General features: G+C 50.3%; 24 protein-coding genes. 12 read left to right on the forward strand and 12 right to left on the reverse strand.

What is annotated here, in order from left to right; all coding sequences use genetic code 11:
* Nucleotides 1–92 precede the first annotated feature (92 nt).
* Nucleotides 93–1,703, forward strand: coding sequence for a hypothetical protein (locus tag JI741_RS21510; protein ID WP_202013340.1), 1,611 nt, complete (start codon nt 93–95; stop codon nt 1,701–1,703).
* Between the two features lie 393 nt (nt 1,704–2,096).
* Complete coding sequence (locus JI741_RS21515) at nt 2,097–2,579, forward strand: hypothetical protein (protein WP_202013342.1); 483 nt, start codon at nt 2,097–2,099, stop codon at nt 2,577–2,579.
* 128 nt (nt 2,580–2,707) lie between these two features.
* Here JI741_RS21515 and JI741_RS21520 read toward each other — a convergent pair whose 3' ends face one another.
* From JI741_RS21520 to JI741_RS21530, 3 genes are all read right to left on the reverse strand, one after another.
* Complete coding sequence (locus tag JI741_RS21520) at nt 2,708–3,151, reverse strand: hypothetical protein (protein ID WP_202013344.1); 444 nt, start codon at nt 3,149–3,151, stop codon at nt 2,708–2,710.
* A gap of 129 nt (nt 3,152–3,280) precedes the next feature.
* Complete coding sequence (locus tag JI741_RS21525) at nt 3,281–3,895, reverse strand: leucine-rich repeat domain-containing protein (protein WP_202013346.1); 615 nt, start codon at nt 3,893–3,895, stop codon at nt 3,281–3,283.
* Nucleotides 3,896–4,311: 416 nt separating this feature from the next.
* Complete coding sequence (locus tag JI741_RS21530; RefSeq protein ID WP_202013348.1) at nt 4,312–4,662, reverse strand: hypothetical protein; 351 nt, start codon at nt 4,660–4,662, stop codon at nt 4,312–4,314.
* A gap of 396 nt (nt 4,663–5,058) precedes the next feature.
* Between JI741_RS21530 and JI741_RS21535 the strand changes: the two genes are divergently transcribed.
* From JI741_RS21535 to JI741_RS21550, 4 genes are all read left to right on the forward strand, one after another.
* Nucleotides 5,059–5,304, forward strand: a complete 246-nt coding sequence (locus JI741_RS21535; protein WP_202013350.1) for a hypothetical protein — start codon at nt 5,059–5,061, stop codon at nt 5,302–5,304.
* Nucleotides 5,305–5,703: 399 nt separating this feature from the next.
* Nucleotides 5,704–6,387, forward strand: coding sequence for a JAB domain-containing protein (locus tag JI741_RS21540; RefSeq protein WP_202013352.1), 684 nt, complete (start codon nt 5,704–5,706; stop codon nt 6,385–6,387).
* A gap of 208 nt (nt 6,388–6,595) precedes the next feature.
* On the forward strand, nt 6,596–7,684 hold the full coding sequence (locus JI741_RS21545) for a DUF695 domain-containing protein (RefSeq protein WP_202013354.1): 1,089 nt from the start codon (nt 6,596–6,598) through the stop codon (nt 7,682–7,684).
* 45 nt (nt 7,685–7,729) lie between these two features.
* The gene (locus JI741_RS21550; RefSeq protein ID WP_202013356.1) at nt 7,730–8,464 is read left to right on the forward strand and encodes a hypothetical protein; all 735 of its coding nucleotides are present in this window, start codon (nt 7,730–7,732) and stop codon (nt 8,462–8,464) included.
* 371 nt (nt 8,465–8,835) lie between these two features.
* Here JI741_RS21550 and JI741_RS21555 read toward each other — a convergent pair whose 3' ends face one another.
* The 4 genes from JI741_RS21555 to JI741_RS21570 form a co-directional block, all read right to left on the reverse strand.
* A complete protein-coding gene (locus tag JI741_RS21555; protein WP_202013358.1) occupies nt 8,836–10,077 on the reverse strand; it encodes an MFS transporter in 1,242 nt (413 codons plus the stop codon).
* Between the two features lie 115 nt (nt 10,078–10,192).
* Entirely contained in the window at nt 10,193–10,630 is a 438-nt protein-coding gene (locus JI741_RS21560) for a DUF6526 family protein (RefSeq protein ID WP_202013360.1), read from the reverse strand.
* A 66-nt stretch (nt 10,631–10,696) separates the two neighbouring features.
* Nucleotides 10,697–11,650 carry an ARPP-1 family domain-containing protein gene (locus JI741_RS21565; protein ID WP_202013362.1) on the reverse strand — a complete coding sequence of 318 codons (954 nt, stop codon included), beginning with the start codon at nt 11,648–11,650 and terminating at the stop codon, nt 10,697–10,699.
* A 48-nt stretch (nt 11,651–11,698) separates the two neighbouring features.
* Entirely contained in the window at nt 11,699–12,871 is a 1,173-nt protein-coding gene (locus tag JI741_RS21570; protein WP_202013364.1) for a vWA domain-containing protein, read from the reverse strand.
* Between the two features lie 182 nt (nt 12,872–13,053).
* Between JI741_RS21570 and JI741_RS21575 the strand changes: the two genes are divergently transcribed.
* Nucleotides 13,054–15,042 carry a tetratricopeptide repeat-containing sensor histidine kinase gene (locus tag JI741_RS21575; protein ID WP_202013366.1) on the forward strand — a complete coding sequence of 663 codons (1,989 nt, stop codon included), beginning with the start codon at nt 13,054–13,056 and terminating at the stop codon, nt 15,040–15,042.
* Entirely contained in the window at nt 15,039–15,776 is a 738-nt protein-coding gene (locus JI741_RS21580; RefSeq protein ID WP_202013368.1) for a LytR/AlgR family response regulator transcription factor, read from the forward strand. The genes JI741_RS21575 and JI741_RS21580 overlap by 4 nt, the downstream gene beginning before the upstream one ends.
* A gap of 157 nt (nt 15,777–15,933) precedes the next feature.
* Here the strand turns inward: JI741_RS21580 and JI741_RS21585 are convergent, their stop codons facing one another.
* On the reverse strand, nt 15,934–16,320 hold the full coding sequence (locus JI741_RS21585; protein ID WP_202013370.1) for an SWIB/MDM2 domain-containing protein: 387 nt from the start codon (nt 16,318–16,320) through the stop codon (nt 15,934–15,936).
* 257 nt (nt 16,321–16,577) lie between these two features.
* Between JI741_RS21585 and JI741_RS21590 the strand changes: the two genes are divergently transcribed.
* Together JI741_RS21590 and JI741_RS21595 are read left to right on the forward strand one after the other, a co-directional pair.
* The gene (locus JI741_RS21590; protein ID WP_202013372.1) at nt 16,578–16,805 is read left to right on the forward strand and encodes a hypothetical protein; all 228 of its coding nucleotides are present in this window, start codon (nt 16,578–16,580) and stop codon (nt 16,803–16,805) included.
* A 15-nt stretch (nt 16,806–16,820) separates the two neighbouring features.
* The gene (locus tag JI741_RS21595; protein WP_202013373.1) at nt 16,821–17,168 is read left to right on the forward strand and encodes a response regulator; all 348 of its coding nucleotides are present in this window, start codon (nt 16,821–16,823) and stop codon (nt 17,166–17,168) included.
* Between the two features lie 21 nt (nt 17,169–17,189).
* Here the strand turns inward: JI741_RS21595 and JI741_RS21600 are convergent, their stop codons facing one another.
* The 3 genes from JI741_RS21600 to JI741_RS21610 all read right to left on the reverse strand — a co-directional run bounded on the left by JI741_RS21600 (nt 17,190) and on the right by JI741_RS21610 (nt 19,403).
* On the reverse strand, nt 17,190–17,837 hold the full coding sequence (locus tag JI741_RS21600) for an ankyrin repeat domain-containing protein (protein WP_202013375.1): 648 nt from the start codon (nt 17,835–17,837) through the stop codon (nt 17,190–17,192).
* Nucleotides 17,838–17,842: 5 nt separating this feature from the next.
* On the reverse strand, nt 17,843–18,328 hold the full coding sequence (locus JI741_RS21605; protein ID WP_202013377.1) for an ankyrin repeat domain-containing protein: 486 nt from the start codon (nt 18,326–18,328) through the stop codon (nt 17,843–17,845).
* A gap of 175 nt (nt 18,329–18,503) precedes the next feature.
* Nucleotides 18,504–19,403: an SAM hydrolase/SAM-dependent halogenase family protein gene (locus JI741_RS21610; protein WP_202013379.1), complete on the reverse strand. Its 900-nt coding sequence runs from the start codon at nt 19,401–19,403 to the stop codon at nt 18,504–18,506.
* Between the two features lie 122 nt (nt 19,404–19,525).
* Between JI741_RS21610 and JI741_RS21615 the strand changes: the two genes are divergently transcribed.
* Complete coding sequence (locus tag JI741_RS21615) at nt 19,526–21,145, forward strand: ABC-F family ATP-binding cassette domain-containing protein (RefSeq protein WP_202013381.1); 1,620 nt, start codon at nt 19,526–19,528, stop codon at nt 21,143–21,145.
* Between the two features lie 163 nt (nt 21,146–21,308).
* Here JI741_RS21615 and JI741_RS21620 read toward each other — a convergent pair whose 3' ends face one another.
* Entirely contained in the window at nt 21,309–21,776 is a 468-nt protein-coding gene (locus JI741_RS21620; RefSeq protein ID WP_202013383.1) for a hypothetical protein, read from the reverse strand.
* A gap of 363 nt (nt 21,777–22,139) precedes the next feature.
* Between JI741_RS21620 and JI741_RS21625 the strand changes: the two genes are divergently transcribed.
* Nucleotides 22,140–23,888, forward strand: a complete 1,749-nt coding sequence (locus JI741_RS21625; protein ID WP_202013385.1) for an ABC transporter ATP-binding protein — start codon at nt 22,140–22,142, stop codon at nt 23,886–23,888.
* Nucleotides 23,889–24,191: the final 303 nt, after the last annotated feature.

The raw sequence follows: 24,191 nt of genomic DNA on the forward strand, positions 1-24,191 counted from the left end.
TGTTTTCAGGCTCCGCCGCCAAAAGGTGAACACTACTTTTTGAGCGCGGCTACCATACGATCGGTTCTGTTCCAAACGTTATCCTTCCCGACATGAAAACCAAAACGCAATTCATCGCCACCCTCCTGCTGTTCCTCCTTTCCACGGCCCTGCTGCACGCCCAGGAATTGAAACCCCGCGTGACGTGGGGAAAAGAATTTGAAGCTCCCCGCCGCTCCTCCCTCAACGACATTGTGGGCTTCGACAAGTCGGGCATCTACGCCATTAAAGAACGCTACGGCTTCACATCATCTACCCGACGCTTCACCCTGGAACACTACGATCCAACGTTTAAACCCACACGCTCCTTCGACCTCGATCTGAAACACGACGGCAAAGACGCGTTGCTGGAAATGGTGCTGCAACTTCACAACAAGCTCTACCTCTTCTCGTCGGTGCGCGACACGCGTGTTGACAAGAACATGCTCTTTGTGCAGGAGATCAACAAAAGCACGCTGGAGCCCATGCCCAACGCACGCCAGATTGCCGAAATAGATTTCACAGGAAAGTCAAGCAGCAACAGCGGCGGCTTCGCCATAAAAGTTTCGCGCGACAGCTCGAAGGTGATGGTATTCTATTCGTTGCCCTACGCAAAGAACGAACCCGAATCGTTTGGCTTCCAGGTGCTGGACGACACCATGACTCCCCTATGGAACAAAGAAGTGAAACTCCCCTATGCCGACGGCCTCTTCACCATTGAAAGCACGCGTGTTGACAACGAAGGCGACGTGTATCTGCTCGCCGTGATCTACAAAGACAAACGCAAGAGCAAACGCCACGGCCTTCCCAACTACACCTACAACGTGTTTGCCTTCCTCAACAAAGGCACCGAAGCCAAAGAATATCCCATCAGCCTTGAAGACCGTTTTCTCACCGACATGCAGATCGAAATCCTGAACAACAAAAACCTGATCTGCGCCGGCTTCTATTCCGAAAAAGGAACCAACAGCATCCGCGGCTCCTACTTCCTCACGGTAGACGCCGCCACCAAAGAAATCAAAACCAAAAGCTTCAAAGAATTCGGCATCGACTTCATCACCCAAAACATGAAAGAAGGCGAAGCCGACCGTGCCCGCCGCAAAGAAAAAAACGGCGACGAAAACGAGATGCTGGAATACGACCTCGACAAATTGTTGGTAGGCAAAGACGGCAGCGCCATGCTGATCGGCGAACAATACTACATGACCACCTCCACCAGCAACATGATGATGAACGGCATGATGCAAAACTACACCACCTACCACTACAACTACAACGACATCATCGTGGTGAAGATCGACCCCGCCGGCCAGATTTCATGGGCCGAGAAGATTGCCAAGCGCCAGCACACCATCGACGACGGTGGCTTTTATTCGTCCTACACTATGTCGATTGTGAAAGGAAGGCTGTGTTTTATTTTTAATGACAACCGGAAGAATGCCACTTACACGGGCACTGGGAAAGTTTATAACTACAGCCCAGCTAGCCGGAATGAGAATTCGATGATTATGCTGGTGAGCATTGACCAGCAGGGCAAGCAGGTGCGTGAGCCGCTGTTTGGAGCATTGGATATGGAGGTGACAACGCGGCCGAAAGTGTGTGAACAGATTTCTTCGACGCAGGTGATTTTGTTTGGGCAAAGGAAGAAGACGCAGCAGTTTGCAAGGGTGGAGTTTGGGGAGTAGGGAAAGCTTCCCTTAGTCCGACTGCCTGGGGCAATGCTTTGCATCCGGTCTGTTAATGGCTGTTGCCAATTGTATGCTGCTATGTATTTCACATAGCTTCGGAAAGTCCAAGTGTCAATATAGAATTTCTGACCAAAACCATCTAGTCGTTCCATGAATGGGGTCGATGAGAATATTATTGCCATATCTCAAGTGAAACAACGGCAAATCCGCTGTCCCATTCTACCCTTAAGCCAACGATATTTCGTCGCCCCAACGAAATATCGTCGGCTAACACCCACCCAAAACCAAACAAAACCCTTCCCCCACCCTCCATTCCCACTTTCTTGCATTGGCCCGCCCTTTGCCAAACCGGGCATGTTACGCGTGTAACGGAAAGGAGGTGTATGCAATATGGAAAATCAGATTTCTCTTGTGATGACGGAGCAGCAGTGGAAAGACGCTGAGGCGGCGGTGTTGACGTTGAAGAACTTGTTTGATGGCAAACTTATTACGCTCACAACCAAGCAGCGACAACAGTTGGCCAAGATGGGCGACGGCTCACTGCCCTTCACCGAAAAAGCGGCTGACTATGCAAAGCGCAATCCTGAATTTCTTCCCAGCTACATTAAACTGGAAGAGTTCGAGACCGACTTGCTGGCGGCACGTCAATTGAATCACATCTATCAGTTGCTGTCGCAGTTGGTAACGCAGATCGACGACAGCATGCTGGCGTCTGGAAGCGAAGCCTACCTGGCAGCGCGCACCTACTATGCGTCTGTGAAGGCGGCGGCTAAAGCCCATGTGGCGGCAGCTAAAGTGGTAGAGGCGGATCTTGCTGAGCGCTTCGCGCGCCTAGGCAAAACCGATAGTGCTAAAGCCGAACCCAAGGATTAATTCCTTTGTGTGCCGGTCTCCGAAAGGAGTTGCTGAGCGGGCAGAACTGTAGTGAGAACTATGGGCTGCCCGTTTTTTTTTGAGGAACGGTACACCCCGCACCACTGGTTAGTCATTGTTCAGGTCGGCTAGCCCAGGCCGTTAACAAACGAACCATCAATTTCCTTTCTAGTTAGATTGATGTCGATCTGAAAATAACACGCCCCTCCATCAAACACAACAACAGGACGAGTCTTCCAATAGTCACCACTAACTTTGCAGAAAACATTGACCCAGGCTTCCTTTTCACCTTCTGAATTAAAAAATGCTACAATTTGTATCCTGTAGTTCCCTTCACCCATGTTAATGCGATAAAGGTCACCGCGATCGTTAGTCAGACTAGCATTATAATCCGCTACATAAGCTTTCATCAGGCTGTCAACAACGGCTAGTTCCGCCTGAGTAATCGTAGCCGAAGCGATTGCCCGGTCGCCAATAACATGTTTCGAACTATCCAGTGCGAGGATCGCCATTGCTGACGTATCGAATTCTAACTTTGTATTAACATACCCTACATTATCTTCCTCAGGCAATGGAATTTTATCAGGCTTTGACCTGCAGGCTGTTAGCACAAAAACAAAAACTGACGATTCTCAAAAAAGTCACCATGGATAAAAGACATTACTAGTGTTCAAAATGGCACATGCCAACTAAAGAAGATTTTATTTATTGGGCCATAAGTTGGTCTTCGTTACGCTTACTGTCCTTGCCCCCAATCGATAATGGCCATGAGTTCCCCCTGCATATTCTGTGAGTAATATTTTAGTACGAGGCAATAAACTCAACATCCGCAGTTTCTGTTCCTCAGTAAGTCTGCGGAAATCGTCCGGAAACTGACTGAAAATCAACTCTTTCAATTTTGTCAAATGTTTCATTTCAGGGGGAAGCTCTGTCAGTTTGTTGTTACCGAGCATTAGTTTCTTCAGGTGGGATAACTTTGAAATGTTAGCTGGTAAAGATTCAATGTGGCAATCCGATAAATTCAAGAACTCTAGTTTCGGAAGCATGGCCAGTTTATCGAATAGGTCAGCTAAATTGATTCTTTGATTGTGACTTAAAGAAATGCTTCTAACATTAATAAGCTTGACCAGGCTTGGGTTTATCTCTACAATGTCATCAGAGTCTAGCCTTAGGCTCTGAACACTAGCAGGGTCTCTCAACGCCGAAACAAGGCTATTAAAAACTCCCTTTTCAAAGTCTTGGGCTACTCCAAAAAAAGGAGTAATTACAAAAATAAAAACGATCATTTTTTTCATCATTCCTTCATCAACAGGCAAATAGTTTATTACTCTTGAGTCGGTTTGTAATTAGCCAACACAGATTCAAAGCTATCAGAATCCCAAAATCTCAAATCATAAGATCATCTGTGTGTTCCTGTCCTTGAAACCTAATTCGATTTACAAATGATTTCTCACGCTTGTACGAGTTGAAGGTCAGCCCGAATGGATAATAGTTTCCCATCTGCAGCTTTAGTAACTCCCCATTTATCTGAGGATTTCGGGCTTTCTTCGGGGCATTTTATAGATTTTATCGAATGAATCGTAATCGGCAGGACATTATAAGACCACCTAAGCCGATAGTTCTTATTCCAGGGAATGGAGTCTTGCTTGGTGCAAGACTCCTGAGAGAAAAGATTAAATGACGTTACAAATACTAAAGCAAATAAAATATACCTTCTCTTCATCATTCTCTCCTATTTGTTTCTTATCTCGAAGCCAACTGAGAGTCCGCCTTTACCTGACATCACATTCCCTGTGCCATAAATAAGTTGCTTAGGGTTTACTCTCTGACTAACCAAAAAGTTATACATCACAGGCAAACTTAACACGACTATCCTCGTCATTCTCCGTGAATTATCTTTACTCAAAATTTGCAGATAAATGCCCGCAAAAAAACGGAAGAATAAAGCTGCAGTTGCTAAAAAGCAAAGCACAAAGAGAGCAGTTCGAAGACTAATAAAAATAGCTATTGATACAAATCCCAATCCCGCAAACATTACGTATACAGGATCAATTTTGATTTTAATTGACTGCCCGTTCTTCATTTTATCCTTTCCTTGTCAGCGGTATCACTTTTTTTCACTTGCAGAAAGATATTTCCCTGGCGCCTATTCTCTTTTGACTACATGCTAACACAACAAGCTGCACAAACAGGATCGGAGATATCTTCATAACACAAACTTAGCCCAATACAATTTGCAAAATATACAGAAAGCCCGAAATGGCCAGCCGAATTCTTCACAACATCGCTTTCCTTACCATCACCCCGAACGGATTTGACAAAGCGCCTAATCAAAAAGATCCGACGTCGGTGTTCCGAACTCCGTGTGTCAGGTTCTGAACAGCAATTTTGTCAGTAGTCGTAGTTAAAAGATGCAATGGCGGATATAAAAGATGCGTCGTTGCATCTTTAACATGCGACGTCGGATCTTTTAGATGCGATGACGCATCTTTTGACTTCGGATTTTGCCCTATTTTTTGGTGCGCTTCCGGAAAAAGATGTAGGGATTGACGTAAACCATGGAACAACGAATCTTTTAACCGCAACGGTGCATAAAAAACTCTCATTTTCCCCGAAAAACCTGACAACGTTGGATATAAAAGATGCAACGATGCATCTTTTATATCCAACGTCGGATCTTTTAGATGCGACGACGCATCTTTTATATCCGATCACGCATCTTTGAACTCCGACGTCGATACTTAGAAATGCAGTGTCGCATCTTTTTACTTCACCGTTCCCATTCTGAATGGCAACCGCGGATTGTAAAGATCGACCGTCCGATAAAAAAGATGCTCGCGCGGGTTTTCGAGATGCACAGTTGCCTTTCGGAGATCTGGCGTTATCCCCTTTCGCCATTGCCAACGCCCTGGCTTTTTATTATTCCTAGCAACGTTGTCTCGCACAGCGCGAATAACGCCAAAACCACGCCGTGTAGCGGCGGGGATGTGCGCGAATGTCTGGGGTTGGTGTGATGGTGATTGTGGGTGGGTGGTGAAGGCAAATCAAAAAAGCGGTCATTAATTATTAAAAATCCCTGCATAAAACTATTATTGCTTGCATAAATAAGCTTTACTGTAGGCCAATGACCATAAAACTAAGCGACGAAGAGCGCATTCGCATCCTAAACTCCGACGACCTGTTTGAGATTATGCGGAAAGTTTTGTTGCGCGAAGAAAAGATAGACCAGGACCGCGAACATTTCTGGGTCATCGGGCTGTCGAACAGCAACAACATTTTGTTTGTGGAACTGATCAGCATGGGCACCGTGAATTCAACGCTGGTGGAACCCATGGAGGTTTATAGTGTGGCGTTGCAGAAGCGGGCGGTCAAGGTCATGCTGGTGCACAACCATCCCAGCGGCAACCTGGAGCCCAGCGAAAACGACAAGATTCTTACCGACCGGCTCATCCAGGTGGGCCTCATCATCCACGTGCCCGTGCTGGACCACCTCATCATCTCGCCCATCGACTACGTCAGTTTTAGCGACATTGGACTACTGGCCGAACTTCAAAAAAGTCTCCGCTTTGTGCCGCGCTATAAGCAAATTGAACAGCTGAAAAAACTTGCCGAAGAGGCGGGAAGATTAGAAGGAAAAATAGAGGGGTTGAAGCAAGGGCTGGTGAAAGGAAAAGAAGAGGGAATAAAAGAAGGCAGTGTTGCCAGAAGCATCCAAATCGCCAGATTGTTGAAGGAGAAAAATATGTCTGACGAAGAGATTGCTGAGATTACGGGATTGCCGTTGGAGGAAGTGAAAAAATTAGGCTAGTAACTATTTAATCTTTCCTTCATTTACCACGCTTTTGTTGATGAAGGGCTGCAATACCCAGACGCCGATCGGAAAGACTAGAAACAAGAAAAGGTATCCCAGCCATTGCACACAGATTCACAACAAGACAGCCAGGTGACACCACCACGTTCTATCACGAATTCGACTGGTCTGACCTTAACACCAACACAAAAACCAATTAGTCTGTATGAGCTTTCTTAAAAACCTGTTCCAAAAGAAAGAAGAACCTGTTGCCAACTATGCCGACTTCTGGGCCTGGTTTGCAAAGCACGAAAAAGATTTTCTGAATGCTGTTCGAAAAGGCTCGTCCATTGAAGAAGATTTTTTCGAGAAGCTTTCTCCCAAACTTGATGAACTGAAAGACGGATTCTTTTACGTGACCGGCATGCTGAACGACGACACCGCAAAGTTGGTGTTCACCGCCGATGGCGCCATTGCCAACATTGTGTTTGTGGAAGAGCTTGTGAACGCCGCTCCCACCCTTGCCGGATGGAAGTTTGTGGCCCTGAAACCCCCGATCGACATCCAGAACGTGGGCATCGCCATGGACGACTACACGTTCGACAAAGACAGCTTGTCGTTCTACTCAAACGACGACCCCGACTATCCGGACGAGATTGACATCACCATTGTTCACCGCGACTATAAGGAAGAAGACAAGGAGTCGATCACTGGAGGCACCTACTTGTTCATCGACAACTTCGTTGGCGAGTTAAATTCGGTAACCACCATAGACAACCTTGTGGTGATCGGGAAAGCCGACGCCAAAAAAGAACTTATACCTATCGAGAAGCTGAAAGACTTTTTGATCTGGCGCGAAAAAGAGTTTATCGAAAAGTATGAAGGTGTGCTGCAAAACACAGACGACGCCGAATTTTCGGTTTTGCAAGCCGACCTTGAGAGCGGAAACATGTTGATTGCCACCATCAACACCAGCATTCTGAGCTGGGAAAACAAGGCGTCGCACCCCTGGCTGGTGTGTCTTGAAATTACGTTCGACGGCCACGAAACCAACGGCATGCCCGACCCCGAAACCGACGAGATCCTCAACCAACTAGAAGACAAACTTCTGGACGACCTGAAGGACCACGAAGGCTACCTATACATCGGCCACCAAACCGCCGACGGCGTGCGCGAGATCTATCTGGCCTGCCGCGATTTCAGAAAACCTTCAAAGGTTCTGCATCAGCTAACACTGGACTATCCGGATCTGGATATTAAATACCAGATTTATAAAGACAAGTATTGGAAGTCGTATGACCGGTTTTTGCCTTAGTCCTTTTGGAGATAGGCCGGACTTCTGTGGCAAAAAAACAAGCATATGAAAATGTTAGCGGCTACTATTTCACTCATGCTCTTTAGCATTTTCGTACAGGGGCAGAACAAAAACTGCGCTCAGAAATCAATGTTATTGGAGAAAGCCTTTCAGCGCAAATCCATCAAACTTCTAACCGTGTTTCTAGACGACTGGCACAACAAATCAATAGCGAGTAAGATGAATGCCAAAAATAGGGACTCTATTTCCAGCATCATCTATTCCATTCATGCTGCGCTATTCGACCCATTCAGTTATAAGAACTTCGGATGGCCTGAATCTGACCGAACCCGGTTTACAGGAGCGAAATACATTGTTATTCAGGATAACATACCCTTCACCTTAAGCAAAGATGTTGACACATTAGACATGGAAGACCACGTTTATACAGACACCTTGTTTCATTTTCGCCCCGACATTAAATTCAAAGGAGTAAAAACACTTTTCATGCTTGACGAGTATAGGTGTGTTGCACAGAATTTTATTCAGGCAAATACTATTGAAAAAGAGATGGAGTTCTATGACAAACTGAATTTTATGAGTCCAGCACTAAAAACATCGATGCGCAAAGATTGGACCGCCATTTTCACCCAACCGGCAATCATTGGCATAACCATTTGCCATGACCGGCTCGCCATCGTAGATTACTACCTGGCCAGTAACGGCATGCGTTCAATGCTCAGATTAGAGAATGGCCGCTGGGAAATTAAGAATACCATTGAGCTTTGGATAGAAGACTAATCGGCGACGCTGCCAATGCCTGAACAACATCAATTTCGCAACGCATGACTAACCTCATCTCAAAATTCAAACTCAATTCAACACAAGGAAGCGCGCGAAACATTTGGCTGCTTACGCTCGCTCTGTTTTTACTTATGGGATTGAATTTCCATGCGATGGTTATGCCCCAATGGATACTAACGTCTCTGGCCGCATGCATCTCTGCATTGCAAATTATTTCGCTGATAGCCTTCGCCTATTGGACATGGAAGCACTGGCGAGCATGGACCGACGATCGGCGATTGACCGGCATGCTGTACTTCGGACTATTGTCGTTAGTTACGATTGTAACGGTTGACCTTTCAATACGATTTATGCGTTAACACAATCGATCACTCCACCTCCACCGCCCTTGTCGGGTCGATCTTCAACCACAACCCCGCACTCACTATCAAACATCCTGCGATGAGAAACAGCGGATAGCTGAAGTTGCCCGTCTGCTGCACGAGGATGCCGAAGATGAGGGTGATAAAAAATCCTCCCAACTGGCCTGCAAAATTCATCGCCCCTACTACCACGCCCGAGTTCTGTCTGCCTATGTCAACACACACGGCAAATGCCACGGGCAGGGCGAGATCTTTTGTCAACACCGACAGGGCCAGCAGATAGCCGGACGACTCTTTGTTGTTCAACACCCCAGCGCCTAAAAACAACAGGGCCGACAATCCCAAGCCTGCAAGAGCCACGGTTCTTCGTCCTGTTTTCAGGCCGAACCTTTTGGTGAGCCAATCGCTTAGAAAACCTCCGGTGAGGCAGCCGATGGCGCCGAGGAAATAGGAAAGGGATACGAAGTTTTTCGATTCGTCTTCTGTCATGCCAAGGCCTTCCTGAAAATAGGTCGACGACCAGTTGGTGAAGAAATAGGAGCCATAGAAAAACAAATGACACATGAGCATGAGCGCCCACAGGTTGCTGTTTTGTGCGATGGCTTTCCAGGGAATGCCATGATGGCCAACACGGAGTTTGCGACCGGCTTCAATTTCTTCAAGCTCCTGTGGAGTGACGGTTTCTTTCTGTCGGGGCTCGTCGCGAAACCAGACATACCATCCAATGGCCCACGCAATGCCCAGCAGTCCCAGCACCCCGAAGGCCATGCGCCATCCGAATGCATGCACCAGGGGCACCACGATGAGGGGCGTTAACGCTCCCCCTATTCTTCCGGCTGCCCAGATGGCCGACTGGGCCCGTGCTGTTTCTGTTTTGGGGAACCAGTGTGCTATGGCAATCGATGCATTGGGATAGGCCCCGGCTTCGCCTGCACCAAAGAGAAAACGAATGATGATGAGAAAGATGAACCCAAACGCCGAACCGGTGAGCATGGTGAACAATGACCACCACACCACCACGCGCGTCAACACACGCCGTGCGCCGATGCGATCGCCCAGTGCTCCCGTGGGGATTTCGAACAGCGCATAGGCCAGCGAGAACGCAGCGAGCACATAGCCAAATTGTTGGTTGTCGAGGCCGAGGTCGGCCTTCACATATTTGGCCACCACGTTCATGCACACCCGGTCGAGGTAGGTGATGACGGAAAGGAGCACGAGTAGCAGCAATACCTGGTAGCGAACTTTCACGGGGTCGTTTTTTCTTTCCCTTCAAGATAGAAAGGATTGTGCAAAACGCCATGGCACGCAAACGTGCTTCCTGGGTTTGCGCTTTCAACGCGTCAACACCTGTGCTGCGTTGGCGCTAAACCCGCATCGTGTCGGGCAGCCACTGTTTGATGGACTGCTTGATCTGGTCGGGTGAAAGTTTTTCGCGGAGGGCGCGTTGGGTGAGGTCTACGAATTCAGCGTCGGAGGCAAAGCGCAGGGCGGCGATTTGATTGAAGGTGAGTTGTTGCTCTACTGCTTCGAAACGTTGTTGAGTGAGAATATAATAGCGCAGGCGCAGTTCGAGGCGCACGGTGCGGTTTTGGTTGATGAGGCCGTAGTGTTGGCGCATCATGAACGAAAGCCAGGAGAGCAGCATAAACTGCCCTCCCAAGGCCAGCCACACCACCACTTCGGAAGGCGGATGAAACATGAAGTAGGTGCACATGCCCGCGCACGTGAGCACAACGGGATAGAAAACAAAATGATGCGGCGCGTAGTAGCGCACATGGTTGGCGTAGTCTTGTTGTTTCATGGGAAGCAATATACTTTCAAACCCCTGTGCGCTCCCAATTGTTTAGACACGCGGCGCATTCATTTTTCAAAAGGTGGAGATGTGCACTTTCTTGCCGCCTTCTTTCAGCATCGTTCCTTTCTTCTTCACTTCGTTATCCTGTTTATATTCGTCGGCAATGATGGTGTCGAGATATTGTTTTGTTTTTTCGTAGGGCACCGTCACGGGTTTGCCGGTGGTGATGGCCTGGGTGGCATAGGCGTTCACCAGGTCGGGATAGTGTTGGGCAAACAGCGCGTGAGTGGCAAACATGTCGCATCCCAGAATGGCGTCGCCTGCCACCACCACCACACCAATCACGTCGGGCTCGTTCACCAGCAGCGGCGTGAAGTGGTCGGTGTATTTTTTCAGCTCTTTGCTGAAGGTGCCCGATTTGGCCAGCGCGGTGAGGGCGCCTGTGCTGGAGTTGGCGTTGTTTTTCGCGGTGGTCTCGGCCACTTTGTCCCACACCTTGCCCTGATCTTTATCAACCGCAGCCGCCTTGCGCACTTCGTTAGACGAGAAGGAATAATATTGTTTGAAGTTCATGGCATCTGCACCCGACTCGCCTTCCTTTGGTTGCCAACGCCCATGCTCCACGCAAAACACAGCAATGTCTTTTTTGCCACTCTTCGGATATAATATAAAGTCCTGGGCAATCACACGATCCTGCTTGCCTCCCTGCACCACTTCACCAGACAACACCATGATGGTGTCTTTCGACACGTTCTCGATGTAGAGCGTGTTCACCTCTCCCCTGTTATATTCCGTGATCACCGCTTTGTTTGTTTTCAATCCTTCCCTCAGCGTCACATATTTCCCGATGTTTTTATGCGACGCCTGAAAGACTGCATTGGCCCGCACCGGATACAGTTGCAGGTATTGATATTTGTAGGGACTGGCCGCAACGGGCTGCTCCAGCTTCAGGTTTATTTTGTTGTATTGCGCGGTGGCCGGAGCCACAACGGTGAGGAGCGCACTAACGAGCAGAATGTTTTTCATGGTAGTTTGTTTTTTTTGTGACGATGTACAACTTTCATTTTGTGCTACTTACTTCCACGTCAGGTTCTTGGTCTTGCCGCGTTCCTTCAGCGCGTTGATCATGGCCACGTCGAGCGATGCGGCTTTGTCTTTTTCGCTGGTGTGGGTGTCGATATATTTCTGGCGTGATGCATTAAGGGTTTGAATTTCCTTCTGAATTTTTGTGCGCTCGTCAGCTTTTTGTTTTACGTAGGCCTGGCGTTGTTCCAAGGTCATGGACTTCATTTCGTCGGGCAGGTCTTCTGTTTTCAGTTCGGTCACCACCTTGGCGTTGCTCTTGGCCGCATCCACCATGTCCCACGACGAGTTTGAATAGGCGTGTGAGCTTTTGGAGATGGTGCGCTCCACCATGTTCTCTTTCCCATAGTGCACGGCGTTTTTATCTTCCTGCACCTGTGCGTCTTTCTTTGACTTTCCGGAGTGGCCGTAGTAGACGTAGGTTTTATTCAGCTCTTCATTCTTGTAGCTGATCTGGTCGTCGTAGGGTGTGGCGATGTAGACCGTGCGGCGGTCTTGCTCAATGCTCATGTAGGTTCCGTTGGCCAGGTCGGCGCCGCGTTTCCAGTCGGTTTGCACACCTTCGATGAAGCTGCCGCAGAAGATGGTGTTCACCACCACGTCTTTTTCTTTGGCCAGCGCGCAGGCTGTGTTGTAGGGAACATTGCCCTGGTTGAAGGGCTCGTTGCCCGCAATGAAGATCATGCGCAGGTCGTTGTTGGCGGCCGACCAGTCGAGTTGTTCCAGCGAGGTGCGAATCACGTAGCCACAAAACTCGGCACCACCGCGTGTGCTGAGGGCGAACAATTTTGCGGAGAGGGCGTCGAGGTCGTTGGTGAGGGGGCTCACCTGGCGGATGTAGCCTTCGTATGACGAGAGGTTGTCGTTGCCGTATTCATAGAGGGCAATGGAAATTTCGGGTGGTGTGCCGTCGGTGCATTTGGCGGCGGCCAGTTCGTTCACAATTTTCCAGAGCTGCGACTTGGCTTGTTCAATGAGGCCGTCCATGCTGTTGCTGGTGTCGAGCAACAGGGCGAGCATGATCTTCTGTCGTTTGGCGGGCGAGGGATCCTGGTGTGCAGGGTTGGGTTGGGAGCTGGCGGGCTTGCAATCGGCACAGAGCAAAAGAATCAGGGCAAAGGCCGTTCCTTTCAGCAGGCGGGTGATGGCGGACAAGTGGTGCATGACGTTATTGTTTTTGATAAAGCTCACGCGAAAAAAAAGAAATCGGTACCTCAACTTAGGGAAGGCCCCGTTTGGCCGGGTGAAACGGCCGGGGCACTTCGTGAAGGCTTTCATCCTGCTGTTTTTGCTCAAATGGGCATTTGGAATATTGTATTAACTTTCCCGCACAAACATTTTTTTGCATGCGCGCTCACCGTTTTTTTATGCTCTGTCTCCTTGGCATTTTGCTTTGGGAAACCGGCCATGCCCAGAAGAATGAGAAGCCCAAGGCCGCAGAGAAGACCGACGAGATCAAAGAAACCGACAGCAAAAAATCATACAAGAGTTTCAAGATCAGTTCGTCGCGACAATCCATTGCCGCCCTTCTGAAGGAGGCCAACGCCCTGAAGGAAAAAAGCCCGACCGATGCGCTCACCAAAGTGCAGGAAGCCCTGGGGCTGAGCCTGGCGCAAGGCGACGGGTTGAACGAAGGCCGCTGTTACATTCTGCTGGGCGAAATCAACGAAGGCATTCAGGAATGGAAACTGGCGCTCGAAAACTATGGCCGCGCCTACGAGAAATTCTCCTATCAGAAAGCGGTCCCCGCAGAATATCCACGTGTGCTCCAGGGCATGGGCAACGCCAACCTGAAGCTGGGGCTCTATCCCGATGCCTTGAAATATTTCCAGGAAGCCCTCGCCCAAACAACCAACACCTACCAACGCACAGCCCTTCAGCTCAACATCTCAGAGGTGTATTACCAGATGGGGCAATACGACAAAGCGCTGACGCCTTTAAAAGACATCAACACTCCCAAAAAGATTGCCGACGCCTCCACGTCCAACCAGATTCAAAACCAGGAAGCCAAGATCTATGCGCAGCTGAATCAGTTCGACAAGAGCAAAGAACTCTACGACAATTCCGTGAACACCCTGCGCCAAAGCAAAAGTGTGACGCCAAAGGAAAATGAGTCGTTAACGGAAACCAAAGATGAAATTGCCGGTGTGCTGCGCTCACAGAACCGCTACGACGAAGAGATCGACCTGCGCAACAAATCGATTGTCTACAACCTGGAATCGAAAAACCTCGACGAGGTAACAAAAGACAAAGTGGAGATCGGCAAAACCCTGGATGCCAAAGGTCAGCCCAGGGCCGCGTTGCGCGAAATTCAGGAAGCCGCCAACATGGCCGACACACTCAACAACCCGAGGCAGCAGGTGTATGCCTACCAGACGCTGGCCACGCTCTACGAGAAAAACGGCATGAACATGGAGGCCCTCGATGCCTATCACAAATTCAGTTTCTATGTGAACAAGGCCGACACCCTTTCCAATTTGCAGTTGGCCAAACGGGCCGACCTTATCCGAATCCAGAAAGACATTGAAGAGCTTACCAAGAACGTGTCTATCGGCAAACAACAGGAGTCGCTGGAGCAGGCCACGGTGTTCCGGCAGCAGCTCATCATCTATGGCCTGTCGTTTTTGTTGCTGGTGATTGGTGCCGCGTCTGTTTTCTCCTATAAGAAGGCGCAGGCCAGCAAAGTGGCCAATCAGTTGCTCGCGCTCAAATCGCTGCGCAGCCAGATGAACCCCCATTTTATATTCAACGCGCTCAACTCGGTGAATCATTTCATAGCCCAGCAAGACGAGCGGGCCGCCAACAAGTTTCTCTCGGAGTTTTCACAGTTGATGCGCCTGGTGCTGGAAAATTCGCAGGAGGATTTTATTCCCCTGCAACAGGAGCTGGACATCCTGTCGCTCTATGTGAAACTGGAACACTACCGCTTTCGCGACAAGTTCGACTACACCATCACCGTAGACGAAAACCTGAACACAGACGCCATCCAGGTTCCACCCATGCTCATTCAGCCCTATATCGAAAACGCCGTATGGCATGGGTTGCGCTATAAGCACGAGAAAGGTCACCTGCTGCTCACGTTCCGGAAGGAAGAAAACATGCTGGTGGTTGAGATCACCGACGACGGCATCGGACGCAAGCAGTCGGCCGAGTTGAAGACCACACATCAGAAGAAACATCAATCCATGGGCTTGAAGAACATTCGCGAACGGCTCGATATTTTGAACAACGTGTATCGCACCCACTACCGCATCACCCTGAACGATCCGGCAGAAGGCACGGGCACGGAAGTGCGTATCTATGTACCCCTCACCCCAGCAACCCAAGGCGTATGAAAGCGGTGATCGTTGACGATGAAAAAGACAGTCGCCAGATTCTGGCCAACTACCTTGGCAAATACTGCCCCGACGTAGACGTGTGTGGCTTTGGCGAATCGGTGGCCACCGGCCTCGCCGCCATTCGCGAGCACCAGCCCGACATTGTGTTTCTCGACATTGAAATGCCCTATGGCAACGGCTTCGATTTGCTGGACAAGGTTGGACACCCCGAGTTTGAGACCGTGTTTGTTACCGCCTTCGACCACTATGCCATTCAGGCCCTGAACCTGAGCGCTGCCTATTATCTGCTGAAGCCCATCGACATCGACGAGCTGATCAAGGCTGTGGCCAAGATAAAACACGAGCGCACCACAGAAAACTATCGCCAGCACACCCAGGTGCTGCTCGACAACCTGAAGACTACGGCCCCTCAAAAGATTATGTTGCCCACGCTGGAAGGGTTTGAGATTGTGCCCATCAGCACCATTCTCTATTGTGAGGCTGTGGATAATTTTACACGCTTTCACCTCGAAGGAAACGCGCCGCTGCTCATTTGCCGGACGCTGAAATACTTCGAAGATGTGCTGAAGGAGCACGGCTTCCTGCGCATCCACCGCTCGCACCTCATCCACCCGCACCACGTGATCCGCTACTCGAAAGGCAAGGGTGGCTATGTGACCATGAAAGACAATCGCGAACTGGAGGTGTCGCCCAACAAGAAGCAGGAGCTGCTGGATGTGTTTCAGCGCTAACGCGGCGAAGTCATGTTTTCATAGGGAAAAACGAAAAAATTCCGGACGCTGTCCATAACTAAAAAAGCACCACAAGCGAAGCTCGTGGTGCTTTTTTTAGGACTTGGGTGGTTGTGCCCGGCTTGCGCCAGACCTCGTGTCCGTCCCAGGTTGAATGTTACTTCACGTGTTTGTTCACGATTTTAGCAAGCTCGAACATCGAGATTTGCTCTTTGCCGCCGAACACAACTTTCAGCTTTGCATCGCCATTGATCATTCTTCTGTTCTTCTTATCCTGAAGATTGTTCTTCTTGATATAGTCCCAGATTTTCTTGATGATCTCTGTTCTGGGGATGGGCTTGCTGCCAATTACCTCTGCCAATGATGCGCTGGGAGTGAGCGGTGCCATGAAGGCAGCATTAGGTTTTCTTTTGGCTTTCTTGGGAGCTGCTTTCTTAGGAGCGGCTTTCTTTGCTGCTTTTTTAGGAGCTGCTTTCTTTGCGGCCTTCTTAGGGGCTGCTTTCTTGGCGGCTTTCTTAGCCGTTTTCTTCGCTGTTTTTGCCATAGCGTTTTTAATTTTTAGAGTGAATAATGTTTACGGTAAAAGTCTGGTTTTACACTTGGCTGTGAATATACTATAATTTAAATCACACTTACAATTCTGATATCTTTTACGCTCTAAAATTCACCTCTCGAAAACTCCAAATCCCCTATGAAAACAGGTAGTTTTCAACACCTCATCGCCCTTCATTACAACACCTTTCACAAGACAAAACAACGTGATGCATCCACGCATAAACGCACGATGAAGACCATGAAAACATGAACCCCGTCATTGCTTTTCATAGGCGTTTTATAGTACAACACCCTTCACCCCTTACTATAGCTATCCAATCATATACACAAGAAAGAGAACACGATACGTTTTCAAATATTCAGTGCCGGGCGCTGGATTCCATAGGGCAGGGCAGGCAATTCGCCTATGAAAAATTCATTTTTTATCTGCGTGTGGCATTGGAGTTTGTTGCCGGGAGAGATACTTTTGGATGACCAAAACCGACGTGAATGAAGGTGCTTATTCTGGACGATGAAAAGTTCGATTTATTTGTAGCAAAAAAATTAGTGAGTCTGGAGTTTGAAGCCGAGGGATTCACGGTTCCGCAAGAGGCCCTGGCCTGGGCGCGCACCAACACCTTCGACGTGGTGCTCATCGACTACTACCTCACCACCACCCTGCTGGCGCACCATGTGCTGGAACAACTGCGCTCCTTTGTGACCCACCCGTTCAAAGCCTTTGTGCTCACCAACTATGTGGATGGGGAGCAAATTGCCCAACTCAAAGCCGCTGGCTTCGACGCCGTGCTGCACAAGCCTTTCACCCTGGAGAACTTCAAACTTCAGCTGAGCCGGTAGGCATTTCCCGCCAAACATTAATCAGTATTGTAACAACGCGGCAATGTTGTCGTGTCCTTTTTCCAGCGCCATGTCATAGGGCGTTTTGCCGTCGTCGCTTTTGGCTTTGGCGTCGGCTCCGTACTTCAGCAACAGTGTTGTCATTTCCAGTTCGCCGTGATGTGCCGCTTCGTGAAGGGGTGTTACGCCGCCTTGCTGACGCACGTTGGGGTTGGCCTGATGTTCCAGCAACAAGGTCACGATCGCGTTGCTATGGGCCGCAGCCGCCGAATGCAAGGGCGCAACATGGAAGGCGTTGTTGGAGGCGATGTTGGGATCGGCCCCGGCGGTCAGCAGCAAACTTGCCACGGCGGGCTGGTTAAAGAAACAGGCAAAGCCCAACGCTGTGAAGCCGTCGGCGGAGTAGGCATTCAGCAAGGTTGGGTTGGCTTGTAAGTGTTTCTTCACGGCATCGGCATTGCCGGAGGCGCTGGCTTCGTAGAGGTTGATTTCAGTTTTGTGTTGAAGCATGTAGTGGCTCAGCTCCGGCAAACGATAATAGAAACTCAGCATCAGCAGCGACACGCCCTGGGCGTCTTTGCTGTCCAGCTGTGTGGGGTCGCGCTTCAATTCGTCTATGAGCGCGGCCGTGTTTCTTTCCTTTAGAAGTGTTCCGATTCTCTCGGTCATAGACTTTATTTTATGTTTTGGGATTTCAGAAAAGCCAGCACCTCGGCGGCTTCTCCCTTCTGAGCATGCATCAGCAACGTGATGCCATGGGGACCTTTGCAGTTTACGATGGCTGGAAAAGCGGTGAACATGGCTTTCACAATGTCGAGGTTGTTCATCATGGCGGCGGTGAAGATGTCCATGCGCGAACCTTTGCCGATGAGAAATTCGGCGATGTCTTTTCGTCCCATGTGCGATGCGCCACCCAGTGCGGTTTCAAAATCGCCGTTGCCCCAGTCGTAGGTGGCCTGCAGAATGGAAGGCATTTCTTCCAGCATTTGCCTGGTGCCTGGCAGGTCGCTGTGGCCGAGGCTTACAAACTGTTTCACTTTGTCGACGGCAATGGGATCGGGACGTTTGTCCTGTGCGGGCGTGTTTGCCAGGATCGGCATTGAAATCGTGGTGAGCGAAAGTGCCGAAAGGTGGGTGATGAAATTTCGTCTTGAGGTCATGGGGTGGAGTTTTTTAGAGTATACGAAAGATACAGTGCGCACGATCAAAAACGGAGTCGTCAGTTTAAACGCGAAGCATTAGGTGAAACAGCTTCGCCCCTCGCCTGCCTTCCGAAGTATTTAACCCACCAGTATTTAAACGACCAGCATCTAAAACCTTTCACAAAATCACAACTCACCCCTTCTTCAAAACAATCGTCCACTCGGGGCCGGAGCTGACTTTATGCTGCGTGGCGAAATCGCCCATGTTGATGCCGAGTGAAAAATTGAGGAGGCTGTTCATGTAGGCCAGCGGTTCGCCTTCCTTCACGCCCGAAAAGGTGTTGACAAGGGGAGCCGTGCCTTCATAGGCCAGGGTCTGGTTGTGATAGATTTTCACGGCTACTTTATCTCCCTTTTGGATGTTGAGGCGGGCCAGGGTTGGGCCGTCGATGTTGGTCCACACGTTGCCGTATTGAATGTCGAGCACGGGGATGTTGCCGCGGATTTCGTTGTTTTCGACAACGGGTTTTTGGTAGGCAATGCGCACCACTTCGTTTTTGAGTTTGGGGCCAACTTCTTCAAACGTGATGATGCCGGCAGCGAGGCGAGCACCGGTATAGGCATAGACATCGCGGCCGTGGAAGGTGTAGGATTGGTTGCTGTTTTTGAGACGGTTTTTGGCTTCGTCGATTTCGCGCATTTCCTGAATGCCGAGAGCTTCGGCCACCAGGGTGAGCGTGCCGTTGTCGGGGGTGACAACGTAGTGGCCGGATTGTGTTTTGAGCACGACCGATTTACGGTCCGACCCAACCCCGGGATCGACAATGGAAACGAACACCGTGCCCTTGGGCCAATAGGGCGCGGCCTGGTTGAGGCGATAGGCAGCTTCCCAAATGTTGTAGGCCGGAATTTCGTGGGTGAGGTCGAAGATGCGCAGGTCGTCCGACACGGCGAAGGCCACACCTTTCATGGCGCCCACGGCGCCGTCTTTCACGCCGAAGTCGGATTGAAAAACCAGGGCGCGACGCTGGGCGAACGTCAGTGAGGCCATGCACAGGAGACCGGCAACGAGCAGAAAGTTAAGGAGGCGCATAGTGTCGTGAAATTTAAAAGGGAAGATCATAAATTTCGCAGAATTAATAAAGGATGCTTCTGTTTCCGCGCGGCTGCATCGGGCTTTTCTGTATCTTTGCAGCTTGATTATTTTACATCAACATGATTGCTGCTAACAACATCTCGCTTCAGTTCGGAAAACGTGTTCTCTTCGACGAAGTCAATCTCAAATTCACACCCGGAAACTGCTATGGCGTGATCGGCGCAAACGGTGCCGGCAAGTCCACGTTCCTGAAAATCCTGGCGGGCGACGTTGACCCGACGCGTGGAAACATCAGCATTGAACCGGGCAAACGCCTGGCCGTGCTGCGTCAGAACCACTATGAGTTCGACGAGGTGGCCGTGCTCGACACCGTGATGATGGGACACGCCAAGCTGTGGAGCGTTATGAAAGAAAAAGACGCCATCTACGAGAAACCCGACTTCTCCGAAGCCGACGGCCTTCGCGCCTCCGACCTCGAAGCCGAGTTTGCCGAGATGAATGGCTGGAACGCACAATCGGATGCCGCCGCCCTCCTCAGCGGTCTGGGCATTCCCGAAGAAGATCACTTCAAACTGGTGAACGAACTGAACGGTAACCAAAAGGTGCGTGTGCTCCTGGCCCAGGCCATCTTTGGAAACCCCGACATCCTCATTCTCGATGAGCCTACCAACGATTTGGACATCCACACCATCACCTGGCTGGAAGATTTCCTTCTCGATTTCAAAAACACCGTGATCGTTGTGTCTCACGACCGTCACTTTCTCGATACCGTGTGCACACACATTGTGGACATCGACTTCAGCGCCATCCGCCTCTACACCGGCAACTATACCTTCTGGTATCAGTCGAGCCAGTTGGCGTTGTCGCAGCGTTCGTCGGCCAACAAGAAGGCCGAAGAGAAGAAGAAAGAATTGCAGGAGTTCATTGCGCGCTTCAGTGCCAACGCCTCCAAATCGCGTCAGGCCACGAGCCGCCGCAAGCTGTTGGAAAAGATTAACGTGGACGACATTCAGCCTTCCACGCGCCGCTATCCGGCCATCATCTACCAACAGAAACGCACCGCAGGCGACCAGATTCTGCAAGCCGAAAACCTCAGCTATTCGCTCAACGGAAACGTGCTGTTCAAGAACCTTGACTTCTATGTGAACAAGGGCGACAAGATCGCCTTCCTCAGCAAAGACAGCATCGCCATCACCTCGCTCTTCCGCATCCTCATGGAGGAAGTGAAGGCCGACACCGGCGAATATAAATTCGGACAAACCATCACCAAGGCCTACCTGCCCAGCAACAACGAAGCCTTCTTTCAATCGGACGACAACCTCATTGACTGGCTGCGTCAGTTTGCCGAAGAAGAAAATAAGGACGAAGTATATGTTCGCGGCTTCCTGGGCAAAATGCTGTTCTCGGGCGAAGAAGTGTTCAAGCGCTGCAACGTGCTTTCGGGAGGCGAAAAGGTGCGCTGCATGATTTCGCGCATGATGCTGACCGGCGGCAACCTGTTGATCCTGGATGAGCCCACCAACCACCTTGACCTGGAGTCGATCACGGCCTTCAACAACGCCCTGAAAGATTTCCCCGGCGCCATCCTGTTCACCTCACACGATCACGAATTCACCCAAACCGTGGCAAACCGCATCATCGAAATCACGCCCAACGGATTTATCGACAAGATGATGACCTACGACGAATATATCACCAGCGAAAAAGTGTCGGAGCAAAAGGAACTGCTCTACGCCTAAATCTTCGGGATTTGGGAGACGCAAAAAAAGCAAAGTCGTTGTGACTTTGCTTTTTTCTTTTTGTGATGTCGGCATTTTCGCCGGGGCATGAAGACATAAAAAAACCACCGCCTAAAAAGCGGTAGTCTTTAATCCTATCCTGTATCCGATCCAAATATGGTTGCTATTTCACCGACGAGCTCTCTTCGCCGACACGCTGATAGTAATATTTCATTTTGTCGACATGCTGTCCGCCCTTGGCCGACTTTTCTTTTTTGCGTTGGAGGATCATCGTTTCATCCTTGAAAACAATGGTGTATTCGGTGATCAGCTTGGGCGAGTCTTTTGCAACCCCTGGCTTCACATGGCTTTCGAGGTAGAGCAACGCCTGGTTTTCGTTGAGACGATACGACCCGCTGTCGAGAGATGTGGCGTGGTTCACATAGGTTCCGTCGGAACGGAATTCGATCCACTGACCCGACGTCGGATTTTTTGCAACATCCTCTTTTCCCGAAACGATCTTGGAGACCTTCCACGAGCCAACAATAGAAGCAATGATTTTATCAGGAACGTTTTTCGCGTTTTGTGCCATCAGCAGGGTGGTGAACACGGTGGACAAAATCAAGACGGCAATACTTTTTCTGAGTAGCATAAATGTTAAAAGTTAAGTGAGTGAAGAAAGACCCTGCCTGTGCGGCAGGGCCTTTCCTTTCCAAAGCTCTCCCCGACATGTCGGGGCCGAGGCAAAAAGAGTCCCGGGTTGTATAGGAACCTTCTCTATGGAAAGTTGATTAACCTTGTCACAAAATCATGCCGTGTCCGCTGTGCCCCAAAAAGGCGTGTTGGGCTCCTTGCTGAGGAGAAATAATCACACTTTATCGCGTAACTTTTCCACACCGTCCTATGTTGAGCACTGATCGCAGGGCCATCACAAGTCAACGCTGGCTTTCTCCGATCACCTTAAAATAAAAATCATCTCTATTCCGACTTTATAGTGTCATCCCGTTCAACTTCTATGTCTACACCCAAAGCCAAACCGCGCGTTACCATAGCCCACGTTTTCAAGACCATCATCTGGCCCCGTAAAAACCTGTTGCTGCTTGGGCTGTTGCTCATCATCGTCAGTCAACTGGCCAGCCTGGTCCTGCCCTACTCCAGCAAGTATCTTATTGACGAAGTCATTACCAACCACGACCTGCACATGCTGCGCTACCTGGTGGCCGGTGTGATCGGCTCCATTGTGCTGCAGTCGGTCACGTCGTTCATGCTCACCAAGCTCCTGAGCGTTGAGGCCCAGCGCCACATCTCGGTGTTGCGTTCGCAGGTACAGAAGCAGCTGTTGCGACTGCCCATCCGCTTCTTTGACAACAACAAATCGGGCGCCCTGGTGTCGCGGGTCATGAATGATGTGGAGGGTGTTCGCAACCTCATCGGCACCGGGTTGGTGCAGTTGGTGGGCGGTGTGCTCAGGGCCATTGTGGCGCTTTATTTCCTTATTAAAATCAGCCCGATGATGACCCTCTATGTGCTGGTGCCGGTGGTCATCTTTGGCTTTATTTCCCTGAAGGCATTTGCCAAAATACGGCCCATCTTCCGCGAGCGCGGCAAGCTGAACGCCGAGGTGACGGGCCGCCTCACCGAGACGCTTAATGGTGTACGTGTCATCAAAGGATTCAATGCCGAAGCGCAGGAAATCAAGACATTCGAAGAAGGCGTGGAGAAGCTCTTCCTCAACGTAAAGAAAAGTCTTACTTCCACCAGCCTGGTGACCAGCGCCGCCACCCTGCTGCTGGGCCTGGCCAGCACGGGCATCATGGGCATTGGCGGATGGATGATCATACAAGGGCAAATGAGCCTGGGCGACTTCCTGTCGTTCACCCTTTTTCTCGGTTTCATGATCGCGCCCATCGTGCAGATGAGCAACATCGGCAGCCAGCTTACCGAAGCCTTTGCCGGCCTGGACCGCACCGAAGAACTGATGAACATGGATCCCGAAGACGACGGCACCGTGCGCACCATCAACGCCGGCGAGTTCAAGGGCAACATCGAATTTAACGACGTGTCGTTCTCGTATGAAGAAGGCAAGCCCGTGCTGAAGAACATCACCTTCTCGGCACCGGCCGGCACTGTGACGGCCCTGGTGGGCACCTCGGGATCGGGCAAGACCACCATTGCCGGCCTTGCCGCGAGCTTCATCACACCCGACAGCGGCCTCATTACCGTGGACGGATTGGACCTCTCGAAAGTGTCGCTGAATAGCTATCGCAGCAAGCTCGGCGTGGTGCTTCAGGACGACTTTCTTTTTGAAGGCACCATTCGCCAGAACATCCTCTTCCCGCGCCCTGATGCCACAGAAGAAGCGCTGATGAGCGCCGTGCGGGCCGCCTATGTGGAGGAGTTTACCCAACGCTTCGACGACGGTCTCGACACCGTGATCGGCGAGCGGGGCGTGAAGTTGTCGGGAGGTCAGCGCCAGCGCGTAGCCATTGCCCGCGCCATCCTGGCCAACCCCAAAGTGCTCATCCTCGACGAGGCCACATCGAACCTCGACACCGAGAGTGAAACGTTTATTCAGGAAAGTCTGCGGAGTCTGATGAAGGGTCGCACCACCTTTGTGATTGCCCACCGCCTCAGCACCATCCGACAGGCCGACCAGATTCTGGTGGTAGAGCACGGCGAAATTGCCGAACGTGGCCGACACGAATCGCTCATCGAAAAGAAGGGTCGCTACTTTGATCTCTACACCTATCAGGCGCGTATCTGAGAAGAGAAGAATGCGTTTCTCCACTTGAAAAGTGCCTCGCTGCCGAGGCATTTTCGTTTGTGTGGCGCGCGGAAAAATGCGGGGCTGACGGCAGTTTCTCCTCTGAAAATGAACGAAGGAAAAGGAATTGAAGAGGCCGTGTTTGCATCGGTCAGGCTACCTCTTTCGGCGCAAAAAATCGTGCGTTTCATAGGGGAATTTGCCGCTGAAAAGTCGACAAAAAGACAACGCTATGCGCAGCACTACACGCGAAGTTCGCGTAGTGTTTTAAAAATATTCGGGACGATTGTGTTATGGTGCCAC

The sequence above is a fragment of the Chryseolinea lacunae genome, from assembly GCF_016735595.1.
GTDB classification, from domain to species: domain Bacteria; phylum Bacteroidota; class Bacteroidia; order Cytophagales; family Cyclobacteriaceae; genus Chryseolinea; species Chryseolinea lacunae.